An 11,517-nucleotide genomic window follows, 5' to 3' on the forward strand; every position below is an offset into this window, starting at 1 on the left:
CCACCCCCCGCTGCCGATCCTTGTTCACAAGGCGGCATGCTCCTTGACCGCCTCCTCGAGGCGAGCCTTGAGATTGAGGAACCGCGCGTCGATGGCCAGCGGGTCGTCGCGGTTGAGCGTGATCATCGCCGCCCTTGCTTCGCCGCCGCGGATTACCTCCAGTGCCTCGGCTTCGATCCCCGCCACGATGGCGGCGGCCACGGCCTCGGCGCTTTCGCGGGTGAAGCCCAACTCCGGGCCGGCGGTGTTCGACGCCATCATCGGGGTGTCCGTGGCGCCGGGATAGACGGTCAGCACATGGACGCCCTCGCCCTTCAGTTCGCGGCGCAAGGCTTCGCCGAACCGGGCCAGACCGGCCTTGGCGCCGGCATAAGTGGCATAGAACGGCGCGCCGACGAGCCCCAGGCCCGACGAAATATTCACCACCATCCCCTCGCCGCTGGCGCGCAGCACCGGAAGAGCGGTCCGCGTCAGCAGGATGGGCGCGGCCAGATCGACGGCGATCATCGCGAGGATGTCCTCCTCGGTGACCTGCTCCAGCCGTCCGGCGCGGACGCCGCCGGCGTTGTTGACCAGGATGTCGAGCCCGCTCAGTGCGCCGAGCGCGTGGTCGAGCGTCTGCCGGCGCCCCTCGGTGGTCGCGACATCGGCCACGATGCCGGTCACCGATGTTCCAGCCCTTTGCAGGGCCTCGACCGCACCGGCCAACTGGTCGGTGCGCCGACCGGTGATGGCAAGGGCCACCCCCTTCTCGCCGAGCGCCCGGGCAGTGGCAAAGCCGATGCCGCTGGAGCCGCCGGTGATCAGCGCGCGTTTTCCAGAGAGAATCATGTCAGCTCCGTATGGATCGATTGTGGAATGGGACCTGTCGGATGGGGACGAGAACAGCATTTCGCCTTGCGTCAGGCGACGGCGGGCTTGCTCCACTCGTTGCCCTTCATGAAGGCGTCGAGCGGCGTGTGGGTGATGTGGTTGGTGTAGTTGCTCATCACCTTGGTGGCGACGCCGAGCACCACCTCCAGGACGTTGCGGCGGGTGAAGCCGGCCGCCAGGAAGGCATCGACATCTGCGTCGGCGACCCAGCCGCGATTGCGCACCACCAGCGTGGCGAAGCGGTGCAGCGCCTCCAGCCGGGCGTCGGGCAGTTCGCTGCCGGCGCGCAGCGCGGCGATCACGTCCTCGCCCATCTTCTGCATCCGGGCGAGCGTGGTGTGGCCGGCCATGCAGTAGTGGCACTCGTTCTCGAAATTGGCGGTCAGATAGACGACCTGCTGCTCATGGGCGCTGAGCGTGGTCTTGGCGAACAGGTCCCACAGCGCCGTGTAGCCGGCCAGCAGTTCCGGCGATTCCGCCATATAGGACTGCAGGTTGGGCACGAAGCCGAAAGCGGCCTTCACGCCCTCGAAAATCGGCTTTGCGGCCTCCGGGGCGGTGTCGAGGGTATGGCTGGTGAACTGGGTCATGGTGGCGGGTCCTTGTTCCGTCGGTTGCGTTCGACGGATCGGACCTTGACCCATTCCAGAGACAGCGCGTAGGCGGGCCGCGCGACTAATGCCTATGCCTTCTGGGAATGATCCTGCTGGGAATGACGTCCACACAAGTCTGCGTCCTCCGCTGGCGCGCCTTCGCCGTTCACGATGGTGCCGACGAACTCCGCGAAGGCGCGTGCCTTGGTGCTGGCCAGCCGGCCGGTGGGGAACACCGCCCACAGGTCGATCGGCGGCAGCGTCCAATCCTCCAGCACGCGCCGCACTGAACCATTCGCAAGCTCGGGACCGAACATCCAATCCGACGCGACCGCCAGCCCCAGATCGGCCAGCACCGCCGCCCGAATGCCCTCCGCCGCGCTGACCCGCAGCCGGCCGCGCACCACCACCGACGCTTCGGTCCCGCCCCGCCGGAACGCCCAGCCGTTGCTGAGCTGGCTGTAGACCACCGCGTCATGATCGGCGAGATCGGCCGGGGTGCGCGGCACGCCCGCGCGGGCCAGATAGGCGGGCGTCGCCACGACCGAGCGGCCACCGCTGGCGATCCGCCGCGCCACCGCCGTCGAGTCCGACAGCATGCCCATGCGCAGGGCGACGTCGATCCCCTCCGACACCAGATCGATCACCCGGTCGTCCAGAATCACCTCCATGTCCAATTCCGGATGCCGGCTCAGGAATTCGGGCAGGCGCGGCACGATCATCAGCCGGGCGAAGGTGGTCGCGGCGGAGATGCGTAGCCGGCCCGACAGCCCGGCCCCGGCGCCCCGTGCCTCCAGCTCCGCTTCATCGGCCTCCCGGATGGCGAGACGCGCGCGCTCGTAAAAGCGCAGCCCCGCTTCGGTTGGCATCAGTCCATGGGTTGACCGCAGCAGCAGGCGCACCTGCAGCCGCTCCTCCAGCTGCGCGATCGTCTTGGAAATGGCCGGCTGGCCCACCCCCAGCTGCCGGGCCGCGCCTGAGAAGGATCCCGTCTCCACCACCCGCACGAAGCTGGCCATCGCCTGCAATCGGTCCATCGTTATTCCTGACAGGAATTGCCGTTATCGCTCCGGCCGGTCTGCCGCCCGGAGATTGGAATGGCGATAACTCTCCCATCGGCGGCGACGCTGCAAGGGAGAAGCGAACCATGATCGAGCTTTATGCATTTGCGACGCCGAACAGCGTCAAGGTTCCGATCGCCCTTGAGGAGATGAGCCTTTCCTATGACCTGAAGCCCGTCAACATCCGCCAGGGCGAACAGAAGGCCGCGGACTTCCTCGCGCTGAACCCGAACGGCAAGGTGCCGGTGCTCGTGGACGGGGCTCTGGTGCTGACGGAAAGCGCCGCCATCCTCGTCCACCTTGCCGAGAAGACCGGCAGGCTGCTTCCGCAAGACGGCACTGACCGGGCACGGGTGTTCGAGCAGCTGTTCTTTCACGCCTCTGCACTCAGCCCGGCCTTCGGTAACGCGGGGTTCTTCAAGCGCCTCGCCGCCGAGCCGCAGCCGCTCGCCGAAGCGCGCTTCACCGCCGAGGCCAACCGCGTGCTCGACCGGCTCGACGCGCTGCTCGGGGAGCGCCGCTTCGTCTCCGGCGACGACTTCACCATCGCCGACATCGCCCATTTCGGCTGGCTGTGGCGCCGGGAGTTCCCAGGCATGACGCTCGATAGCCGCCCGAACCTCGTCCGCTGGTTCGACGCCGTCGCCGCCCGGCCCGCCGTTCGACGCGCGATCGCCCGCGTCGAGGCTCTCATCCCCCAGGCCGCCTGACACCGCCGATCCGAACCAAGCCAATCCAAGGAGTGACCCTGATGTCCCGTTTCGAGAGCTACCGGAACGCCTTCGCCAATGCACGCCTGACCCGTTCGGACAGCGGCGTTCTGGAAGTGAAGCTGCACACCGACGGCGGCAAGCTCGTCTTCAACGGCCATACCCACGAGCAGTTCGTCGACCTGTTCCATCAGATCGGGTCGGATCCTGAAAACCGGGTGGTGATCCTCACCGGATCGGGCGATGCCTTCATGGACGCCATCAGCCCTGAGGGCTTCGATTTCTTCAGTCCGCGCGGTTACGACAAGATCTTCCGCGAAGGCAAGAAAGTGCTGATGAACATCCTCGACATCGAGGTGCCGGTGATCGCCGCCCTCAACGGGCCGGTGCTGCTGCATTCCGAATATGCGCTGCTCGCGGACATCGTGCTGGCCACGCCGGAAACGGTCTTTCAGGACAAGCCGCATTTCGATTTCGGCATCGTCCCGGGCGACGGCGTCAACCTGCTCTGGCCGGAGGTGATCGGCAGCATCCGCGGCCGCCATTTCATCCTGACCCGTCAAATCCTCGAAGCCCAGACCGCCAAGGACTGGGGCGCCGTCAACGAGATCGTGCCCTCCGGCCAGCTGCTCGCCCGGGCGCATGAGATCGCCGAAGGACTGGCCGCCCTGCCGCCGCTCACCAGTCGCTACACGCGCATCGCGCTGACGCAGAAGCTGCGCCGGATCGTCGACGAAGGCGCCGGCTACGGCCTGGCGCTGGAAGGCATCAGCGCGGCCGAGGTCGCCCGCTCCGCCGCCGCGAACGGCTGATCCGCATTTTTCCCTCCACTCCCTACGACCACGGAGATCCCCATGTCGCTCCAGGAAAAGCTCGACGTCTTCAAGGCCGATTTCGAAGCGGGCAAGCCGCCCTACAACGTGCCCCGCTCGGTGATCGACACGATGCACCGCGCCACCGCCGAACTGATCGCCTCGGACGCTGCCGGCCGTGCGCTCAAGGCCGGGGACAAGGCTCCCGCTTTGACGCTCAACGACCCCGACGGCAAGGTGGTGTCGTCCGCCGCCCTGCTGGCGGAGGGGCCGCTGGTGGTCAGCTTTTACCGCGGCGTCTGGTGCCCCTACTGCAACATGGAACTGCAGGCGTTGCAGGCGGCACTGCCGACCTTCCAGTCCCTCGGAGCAAACCTGCTGGCCATTTCGCCCCAAACGGCCCCGAACAGCCGCAAGTCGGTGCGTCAGAATGCGCTCGATTTCCCGATCCTGTCGGACCCGCGCAACGACGTCGCCGCCGCTTTCGGCCTGCGCTTCGAGTTGCCCGACTATCTGGTCGAGCTTTACAAGGGGCTGAAGAACGACCTGTCGGCGTTCAACGGCGATCCGAGCTGGACCCTGCCGATGCCGGCCCGCTTCGTCATCGAGCAGGACGGCACGATCCTCTACGCCGAGGTCAATCCGGACTACACCCGCCGCCCCGAACCCGAGGACATGCTGCCGGCCCTGCGCAGCGCCAGCCGGATGGCGGCCGCCTGATCTACACTCATCCCCCTCGCTTCAACAATGCCCCCCGCCCCTCAGCGGAGCGGAGGCTGGAGGTCAACGATGAAACACAGCTTCCTGATCACCGGCGCGAGCAAGGGCATCGGCCTGGCCCTGGCCCACCGGCTCGCCGCACACGGACACACGGTTATCGGCATCGCACGTACCCCGACCGATGATTTTCCAGGTACGCTTTACCCACTCGATGTGGCCGGCTAAACGGCAACCAGCGCTCTTGCCGACATCGTCGCCCGCCACGCTGTCGACGGCGTGGTCAACAACGTCGGCCTCGTGCGCCCGCAGCCGCTCGGCGCAGTCGAGTTGCCAGTGCTGGAGGAGGTGATGCGGGTCAATCTTCACCCGGCGCTGACGGTGGTGCAGGCGGCATTGCCGGGAATGAAGGCGCGCGGCTGGGGGCGGATCGTCAATGTGTCGAGTCTCACCGTGCTCGGCGCCGTGGAGCGCACCGCCTATGCCGCTGCCAAGGCCGCTTTGGTGAGTTTCGCGCGCGGCTGGGCACTGGAGTTGGCGGGCGACGGGATCACCGTGAACGCCGTGTCGCCGGGGCCGACCGAAACGGAGTTGTTCCGCGCCAACAATCCGCCCGGCAGCGTTGGCGAGGCGCGCTACCTTGCAGGCGTACCGATGCGCCGCTTCGCCAAGCCGGATGACATCGCGGCGGCGATCGCCTTTCTCTTGTCCGACGAGGCGGGCTTCATCACCGGCCAGACGATTCATGTCGATGGTGGGGCTTCGATCGGAAAGGCGGGGTTCTAAACGAGGGTGGCATGAACCGGCCCGGTTACCGACCTTCCGAAAGACGGACCCGGCACGCCTTTGCGGATCTTCCGGTGCAGCCGTTCGGGGTTCTCGCGAACGGCGCCCTTGATGCCCTCCACTTCGTTGCCGGCCGGTCAGGGGGCAAGCTTCACGCCGGAGAGACGTTCGCAGATCGCGATCAACCGCTCCTGAAGCCTGCGGTCTCGGCTGGCTGGATGAACCTCGCGGGGCTGCATGTGATAGAAATAGCGCCCCGTCACCGACGCGGCCGGATCGTTGCTGACCGCAAGCCAAGCCTGTGTCCGGTGCGCCTGGTCGAGGTCGTCGGGAGCCCCGGGACCGCCCATGCGCGTCGCCACCCAGCCCGGTTCGAGCGCATTCGACAGGACATCCGGCCAATATCCGGCAACGGCAAAGGCCAGCAGCACATCGTGCAGCTTGCTCTCCGAATAGGCCTGGGTTCCATCCCAGCGGCGCGTCTCCCAGGTGATGTCGTCCAGATCCGCGGATGCGGTGCGATGCAGCCCGGAACTCAAATAGACCAGCCGTTTCGGCTGTTCGATCAACGCGGTCAGGATGAACGGCGCCAGCGTGTTGATGGCGAAGACATGCGGCAGGCCATCGGCGGTTTCGATGCGCCGCGGCTCGCGATAGCCGATGGCGACATTGTGGATGACCGCGTCATAGGGGCCATGCCGGTTGGCTTTCTCGGCAAGCCGCCTGGTGGCGCGAATGGTCGAGACGTCACCCTCGACCACCGCATGGGCCGCAGGCAGAGAGCCCGCGGCAGCTTTGGCCCGCTCGCTGTTTCGTGCGTGCAGGACGAGCTCATGCCCGCTCTCCGCCAGCAAGGAAGCTGTCATGAGCCCAAGACCCGTCGAGGAGCCGGTGATGAATATGCGTGCCAATGATCCTCTCCTTCTGTTGGGAAGTCTTCCGCAATGCCCTCTCATTTCGGTGCGTGTTTCAGCGCGATCAGCAATGCGGGAATGCCGATGACCGCGGAGATCGGCATGATCGACCACGGCCCGGCGTGATCGACGATCACCCCTCCAACAAAGGCGCCGGCCGCAATGGCGCCGTTGTAGGCGGCCACGTAAAGCGAGGACGGCGCCTCGGGTCCGTTCAGATGGGCCGCCGCCTTGAATACCCAGGTCTGCATAAGAACCGGCAAAGCGGTATAGGCGGCACCCCAGACCAGGAGAAGTGCGATGACAAGCCCGCGGTTCGTGCCGGCAAAGCTCAGTGCGGCGAGGCTGGCGATCAGGACGATCATCGTGACGAAGAGCGTCGGCCGGTATCCCCGCGCCATGATCGGCCCGATGCCGAAATTGCCTACCAGACCCGCGGCGCCATAGGCCAGCAGCAGGCCGCCGATCCAAGAAGTCTCGAAGCCCGTGATCTGCTCAAGGAACGGCGCGATATAGGTGAAGGCAAGGAAATTCGCCGTCATGATGAGTGCGGTTACATAGACCGCCGCACGCAGGGGCGGTTCCCGCCATGCCTGCGCGACCGTGCTGTGGTTGCCGTCATGGGCCGCGCCGAGATTGGGCAGGGTCAGCCACATCTTGATGAAGACGGCGAAAGAAAGGACCGCGAGCGCGACGAAGACGATGCGCCAGCCGGCGTAATTGCCAAGGAAGGTGCCAGCGGGAATGCCGAGCACGGAGGCGAGAGCCAAGCCGCCATAGACCGCTGAGGTGGCCCGGACGGCGTGTTTTCCGGGAACGATCCGCACCGCCATGCTGGCCGCGGTCGACCAGAAAATTCCGATGGCGGCGGCAACGATCAGCCGGCTTGCCAACAGCACGGCATAGGTCTGCGCGAAACAGGTCAGCACATTGCCGAGCGTGCAGGCCAGAAGAAGGCTGAGCATCAGCCACTTGCGGTTCCAGCGGCGTGTCGCCGCCGTGAGCGGAGTTGCCGCAATTGCCACGAGCAAGGCAAACCCCGTGACCAGGAATCCGGCCTGACCGAGCGATACGCCGACGCCATCCGCCATCTGAGGCAGGATGCCGATGGGCATCAATTCAGTGCTGACGAAGGCGAATGTTCCGAGCGACAGGGCAACAACTGCAAGTGCTTCGGCCAGTGGCGAGCGCCTTTTGACGTCTCCGATGAAGGCATCTCTTGGGGCGGATTCACCATGATGCTGATGAAGGGCGTTTTCAGTCATGCCAAATCTCCGGCTTTGGGGTTCGACGACCATGCCGGAAATTGATTGCTGCGCGTAACGCCGATTTGTCGTTTAACTCATGACTGAAAATCACATATTGCGTGACGAGGAAAAGCAGGACATCCGGAGTGTCGGGGATGAATTTCGACGGTCGTATCCTGTCCGGCGTTGGCGTGCTGGCCGCTGTCGTCGAAAGAGGAACGTTTGCCGGTGCAAGCGAGATGCTCGGCCTCACCCCTTCCGGGGTCAGTCGCTCGATTTCACGGCTGGAGAACCGGCTGGGTATCCGGCTTTTCGATAGGACGACCCGATCGCTGCACCTGACCGATGAGGGCGCGCGCTTCTATGAGGCCGTCGTTTCGCATCTGGAAGGCATTGAAGAAGCGGCTGGCGCTGCATCGGGGGCTGCCGGTTCGGTGCGCGGCCGTTTGCGGGTCAATGTCGATCCGTTCTTTTCCGGGCTGGTGCTGGCACCGCATCTGCGCGGTTTCACAGAGCGTTATCCCGAGCTTCAGATCGAGATTCACACCCGCGACGATGTGGGTGATCTGGTCTCGGAAGGTATGGACGTCGCCGTCCGCTTCGGGCCGCAGCCGTCGTCGTCGCTGATTTCACGGCACCTGCTGGAGACGCGCATCCTGACGGTGGTGGCGCCTTCTTATCTCGCGGCTCACGGCAAGCCGAAAAGTCCGGAGGATCTCTCCCGCCACGCCTGCATCCAGTTCCGCGATCCCCTGACGGGACGGCCATTCGAGTGGGAATTCCAGCGCGGCAAACAGGTCCTCCCTGTCCCGACGACAGGGCCGCTCCTGCTGACCGATGTCAACACCATGCTGCAGGCCTGTCTTGCAGGAGCCGGCGTGGCACAGGTCATGTCCCTGGGCATCGGGCACTGGATCGCAAGCGGTGCGCTGATCGATCTCTTTCCGGACTGGCCTGACGAAACCTTTCCACTTTACGCCATTCAACCATCTCGCCGCCACCCGGCGGCCAAAGTCCGTGCCTTCCTGGATTTCTGCGCTGAGCTCACGAGGAATGAGCCGCCTGACGGCTGCTAGGGTCCGGACTCATAACCAGTATGCGACGGTTGTGGCGATACAGACGGCGGCCATGAAGTTGGTCGCGGATCGGTCGTAGCGTGTGGCGATGCGTCGGAAATCCTTGAGGCGTCCGAACATGCGCTCGATCACGTTTCGGCTCCGGTAGAGGTAGGGAGAGAAACAGTTTGTCCAGCGTTTGTTGGCACGCGGCGGAATGTTGGGGGCGGCACCCGCGTCCTCGATCTTGCGGCGGACGGCGGCGCTGTCGTAGCCCTTGTCACCGTGCAGGAGATCGGTGGAGGGCATCCGGTCGAGCAGACGGTCGGCGGCGGTGCAGTCGGCGACGTGGCCTCCCGTCAGCAGGAAGGCGAGCGGCCGACCGCGCTCATCGCTCAGGGCGTGGATTTTGGTGGTTCGACCGCCCCGCGACCGGCCAATGGCCTGGGCGCGCTCCCCCCTTTGCCGCCGGCCGCCGAACGATGGGCGCGCACCGCCGTGGAATCGATCATCACTTGGCTCGCTGGTCCACCGGCCGCGGCCAAGGCCTGGAAGATGTTCTCCCAGACGCCCTTGGCTGCCCAGCGGACAAAGCGATTGTACAGCGTCTTGCGGGGGACGTTGGTGCACAAAGCCCGAGCTGGTGGTGGTCGGGAGGGCGATCGGTTATAGAGGCGGCCCGCTGAAGTCGAGTCGCTGATGCCGTACAAGGCCAATGAGCCCCCGCCGCCACAAGATCCCGAAAGCCCGCTATCGTGTAGAGAACTGGGCGGCTTACAATGCGGCGCTGCGCCGGCGCGGTGACCTGACGATCTGGGTGACGCCGGAGGCGATCGCTGCGTGGACGCCGCCGGCTTCGGGCCGCCGCTGTCGGCAAGCGCGCTACTCGGACGTGGCGATCGAAGCCGGGCTGATGTTGCGGTTGGCGTTCGGCCGGCCGTGGCGGCAGACCGAGGGTTTGCTGGGTTCGCTCATGCGCCTGTTCGGCCTGAACCTGCCGGTTCCAGATCACACGACCTTCTCCCGGCGCAGCGCCAATCTGGAGGTCGCGTCAGCGCTGGTCAGGACAGACGGGCCGGTCAGCGTAGTGATCGATTCGACCGGGTTGAAGATGTTCGGCACTGGCGAGTGGCACTTGGCAAAGCATGGTGGCCAAGCGCGTCGGAGCTGGAGAAAGCTCCACTTTGCAGTCGATCCCGATACCGGCGAGATCCTCGCCGCGGAACTGACGACCACGCAGGACGGCGATGCCTCGTTGGTCGGCCCGCTGCTCGACCAGATCAAGCGCCCGATCGACACGATGCTGGCCGACGGTGCGTACGATGGTGAGCCGGTCTACCGCGCCGTCGCCGCCCACACCCTCGACGCCGAGGTGATCATCCCGCCGCGCTCCACCGCGGTGCCGAGCGAGACTGCTACCGGCGCACCCAGCCAACGCGACCGCCACATCCGGAGGATTGCCGAGCGTGGCCGGCAGGGCTGGCAGCGGGACGTCTGCTACGGCCGCCGCTCCTTGGGCGAGGTCGCGATGATGCGCTACAAGCAGCTGATCGGGCGCACCCTGCGTGCCCGGACTCTGCCTGCCCAGAAAGTCGAGGCGGCGGTCGGCTGCAAGGTCATGAACAGGATGACCGGCCTCGGCATGCCGGCCACCCGCAAGGTCGCCTGAACGACAACTTTTCAGAGCGGTGTCCGTCAACGCGCCGAGTTCTGCACCAACGTCCCCGAGCAGGCTATTTCAGGCGACTTCGTAGTGGGTTATGGAGCATGCCAGATCCGGTTTCCTCGAACAGTTTTCTTCGGTGCGACGACGCCGATAGACTGCAAGTGGTTGAATACTGCATCTGTGAAAGCCGTTGGCTGTTCAACACACGGCAAATGCCCTGCGCCCTTGATAAGCTTTAGCTGAGCATTGGAGATCGCGTGTCTGAGTGCCTCTGCTTGAGGCAGTGGAGTTGCCTGATCCTGCTCGCCCACGACCACCAACGTCGGACAAGCAATCCGCGCGCAGTCACCACGAAGATCAGCATCACTGATCGCCATGGCGCATCCGATGTAACCGGCATCAGAGGTCCGTGCGACCATGTTCACATACCCACACACACGCTCAGTTTCTTTTTCCAGGAAGGCGGATGTGAACCAGCGAGGCATCACGCTGGCAGCAATGCTTGCCATGCCCCCGGCCCGAATGGCCTCGATGCGGCTTTGCCAAATCTCCGGCGGACCAATCACGCTTGCCGTATCGGCCAGCACCAGCGAGTGGACACGGTCCGGTGCCTTGACGGCCAGTCTTTGTGCCATCATTCCGCCGATACTGAGACCACAGACATGAGCCTGCTCAATGCCAAGTGCATCCAGCAGGCACAGCGCATCGCCAGCCAGCATGTCCATGCTGTAAGCCCCCGGCGTCGCATCTGTCAGTCCATGACCCCTCATATCGTAGCGCAGAGTTCGAACGTGGCTACCAAGGGCTTTCACCTGTTCGTCCCAGATGTGGAAGTTCGTGCCAATTGAATTGGCGAACAGAACCACCGGGGCATCTGATGGACCAGTCAGTTCGTAGTGAACTGTAATATCGCCTGCCGGAACAAACGCCATCTTTCTTCCTCCTCACACGTCGTCATTTCCGCTCAGCAAGCGGAGCGTGCATAGTTGTTCTCCTGTGACCCTCACACCCGCTCGATCATCACCGCGATGCCCTGGCCGACGCCGATGCACATGGTGCAGAGCGCCGTCCGGCCGCCGGACC

The 11,517-nt window shown here is 65.1% G+C and carries 10 protein-coding genes and 3 pseudogenes; 6 read left to right on the forward strand and 7 right to left on the reverse strand.

Translation table 11 applies throughout. The annotated features are described in order from the left end of the window. Positions 1-24: 24 nt before the first annotated feature. The 3 genes from TSH64_RS34285 to TSH64_RS34295 all read right to left on the reverse strand — a co-directional run bounded on the left by TSH64_RS34285 (position 25) and on the right by TSH64_RS34295 (position 2,503). A complete protein-coding gene (locus TSH64_RS34285; protein ID WP_109451942.1) occupies positions 25-831 on the reverse strand; it encodes an SDR family oxidoreductase in 807 nt (268 codons plus the stop codon). Positions 832-902: 71 nt separating this feature from the next. Next, entirely contained in the window at positions 903-1,463 is a 561-nt protein-coding gene (locus TSH64_RS34290) for a carboxymuconolactone decarboxylase family protein (protein ID WP_109451944.1), read from the reverse strand. A 92-nt stretch (positions 1,464-1,555) separates the two neighbouring features. Further along, on the reverse strand, positions 1,556-2,503 hold the full coding sequence (locus tag TSH64_RS34295) for a LysR family transcriptional regulator (RefSeq protein ID WP_109451946.1): 948 nt from the start codon (positions 2,501-2,503) through the stop codon (positions 1,556-1,558). A 110-nt stretch (positions 2,504-2,613) separates the two neighbouring features. Here TSH64_RS34295 and TSH64_RS34300 point away from each other — a divergent pair, with 110 nt between their 5' ends. From TSH64_RS34300 to TSH64_RS34315, 4 genes and pseudogenes are all read left to right on the forward strand, one after another. Next, positions 2,614-3,237, forward strand: coding sequence for a glutathione S-transferase family protein (locus TSH64_RS34300; protein ID WP_109451948.1), 624 nt, complete (start codon positions 2,614-2,616; stop codon positions 3,235-3,237). A 41-nt stretch (positions 3,238-3,278) separates the two neighbouring features. After that, on the forward strand, positions 3,279-4,049 hold the full coding sequence (locus TSH64_RS34305; protein ID WP_109451950.1) for an enoyl-CoA hydratase/isomerase family protein: 771 nt from the start codon (positions 3,279-3,281) through the stop codon (positions 4,047-4,049). Between the two features lie 42 nt (positions 4,050-4,091). Beyond that, positions 4,092-4,769, forward strand: a complete 678-nt coding sequence (locus TSH64_RS34310; protein ID WP_109451952.1) for a peroxiredoxin-like family protein — start codon at positions 4,092-4,094, stop codon at positions 4,767-4,769. 69 nt (positions 4,770-4,838) lie between these two features. Next, positions 4,839-5,552 (forward strand): annotated as a pseudogene (locus tag TSH64_RS34315) (SDR family oxidoreductase). Positions 5,553-5,689: 137 nt separating this feature from the next. Here TSH64_RS34315 and TSH64_RS34320 read toward each other — a convergent pair. Both TSH64_RS34320 and TSH64_RS34325 read right to left on the reverse strand, forming a co-directional pair. Continuing rightward, on the reverse strand, positions 5,690-6,463 hold the full coding sequence (locus tag TSH64_RS34320; protein WP_109451954.1) for an SDR family NAD(P)-dependent oxidoreductase: 774 nt from the start codon (positions 6,461-6,463) through the stop codon (positions 5,690-5,692). 41 nt (positions 6,464-6,504) lie between these two features. Beyond that, positions 6,505-7,731: an MFS transporter gene (locus TSH64_RS34325; RefSeq protein WP_158285449.1), complete on the reverse strand. Its 1,227-nt coding sequence runs from the start codon at positions 7,729-7,731 to the stop codon at positions 6,505-6,507. Positions 7,732-7,868: 137 nt separating this feature from the next. On the opposite strand from TSH64_RS34325, the gene TSH64_RS34330 reads away from it, so the two are divergent. After that, positions 7,869-8,789, forward strand: a complete 921-nt coding sequence (locus TSH64_RS34330) for a LysR family transcriptional regulator (RefSeq protein ID WP_109451958.1) — start codon at positions 7,869-7,871, stop codon at positions 8,787-8,789. Between the two features lie 9 nt (positions 8,790-8,798). Here TSH64_RS34330 and TSH64_RS34335 read toward each other — a convergent pair. Then, positions 8,799-9,385: pseudogene (locus TSH64_RS34335) on the reverse strand (IS5 family transposase); the annotation flags it as partial. 82 nt (positions 9,386-9,467) lie between these two features. On the opposite strand from TSH64_RS34335, the pseudogene TSH64_RS34340 reads away from it, so the two are divergent. Further along, positions 9,468-10,437, forward strand: a pseudogene (locus tag TSH64_RS34340) (IS5 family transposase). 89 nt (positions 10,438-10,526) lie between these two features. On the opposite strand, the gene pcaD reads toward TSH64_RS34340, so the two are convergent. Next, positions 10,527-11,366: a 3-oxoadipate enol-lactonase gene (pcaD, locus tag TSH64_RS34345; RefSeq protein ID WP_109451962.1), complete on the reverse strand. Its 840-nt coding sequence runs from the start codon at positions 11,364-11,366 to the stop codon at positions 10,527-10,529. Positions 11,367-11,517: the final 151 nt, after the last annotated feature.

Origin of the sequence: Azospirillum sp. TSH64 (assembly GCF_003116035.1) — a bacterium.
GTDB lineage: Bacteria > Pseudomonadota > Alphaproteobacteria > Azospirillales > Azospirillaceae > Azospirillum.

Excerpts from the sequence above, each read along its gene's own strand:
- TSH64_RS34285 (WP_109451942.1), bottom strand. The coding sequence starts at position 831 with ATGATTCTCTCTGGAAAACGCGCGCTGATCACCGGCGGCTCCAGCGGC.
- TSH64_RS34290 (WP_109451944.1), bottom strand. The coding sequence starts at position 1,463 with ATGACCCAGTTCACCAGCCATACCCTCGACACCGCCCCGGAGGCCGCA.
- TSH64_RS34295 (WP_109451946.1), bottom strand. The coding sequence starts at position 2,503 with ATGGACCGATTGCAGGCGATGGCCAGCTTCGTGCGGGTGGTGGAGACG.
- TSH64_RS34300 (WP_109451948.1), top strand. The coding sequence starts at position 2,614 with ATGATCGAGCTTTATGCATTTGCGACGCCGAACAGCGTCAAGGTTCCG.
- TSH64_RS34305 (WP_109451950.1), top strand. The coding sequence starts at position 3,279 with ATGTCCCGTTTCGAGAGCTACCGGAACGCCTTCGCCAATGCACGCCTG.
- TSH64_RS34310 (WP_109451952.1), top strand. The coding sequence starts at position 4,092 with ATGTCGCTCCAGGAAAAGCTCGACGTCTTCAAGGCCGATTTCGAAGCG.
- TSH64_RS34325 (WP_158285449.1), bottom strand. The coding sequence starts at position 7,731 with ATGACTGAAAACGCCCTTCATCAGCATCATGGTGAATCCGCCCCAAGA.
- TSH64_RS34330 (WP_109451958.1), top strand. The coding sequence starts at position 7,869 with ATGAATTTCGACGGTCGTATCCTGTCCGGCGTTGGCGTGCTGGCCGCT.
- pcaD (WP_109451962.1), bottom strand. The coding sequence starts at position 11,366 with ATGGCGTTTGTTCCGGCAGGCGATATTACAGTTCACTACGAACTGACT.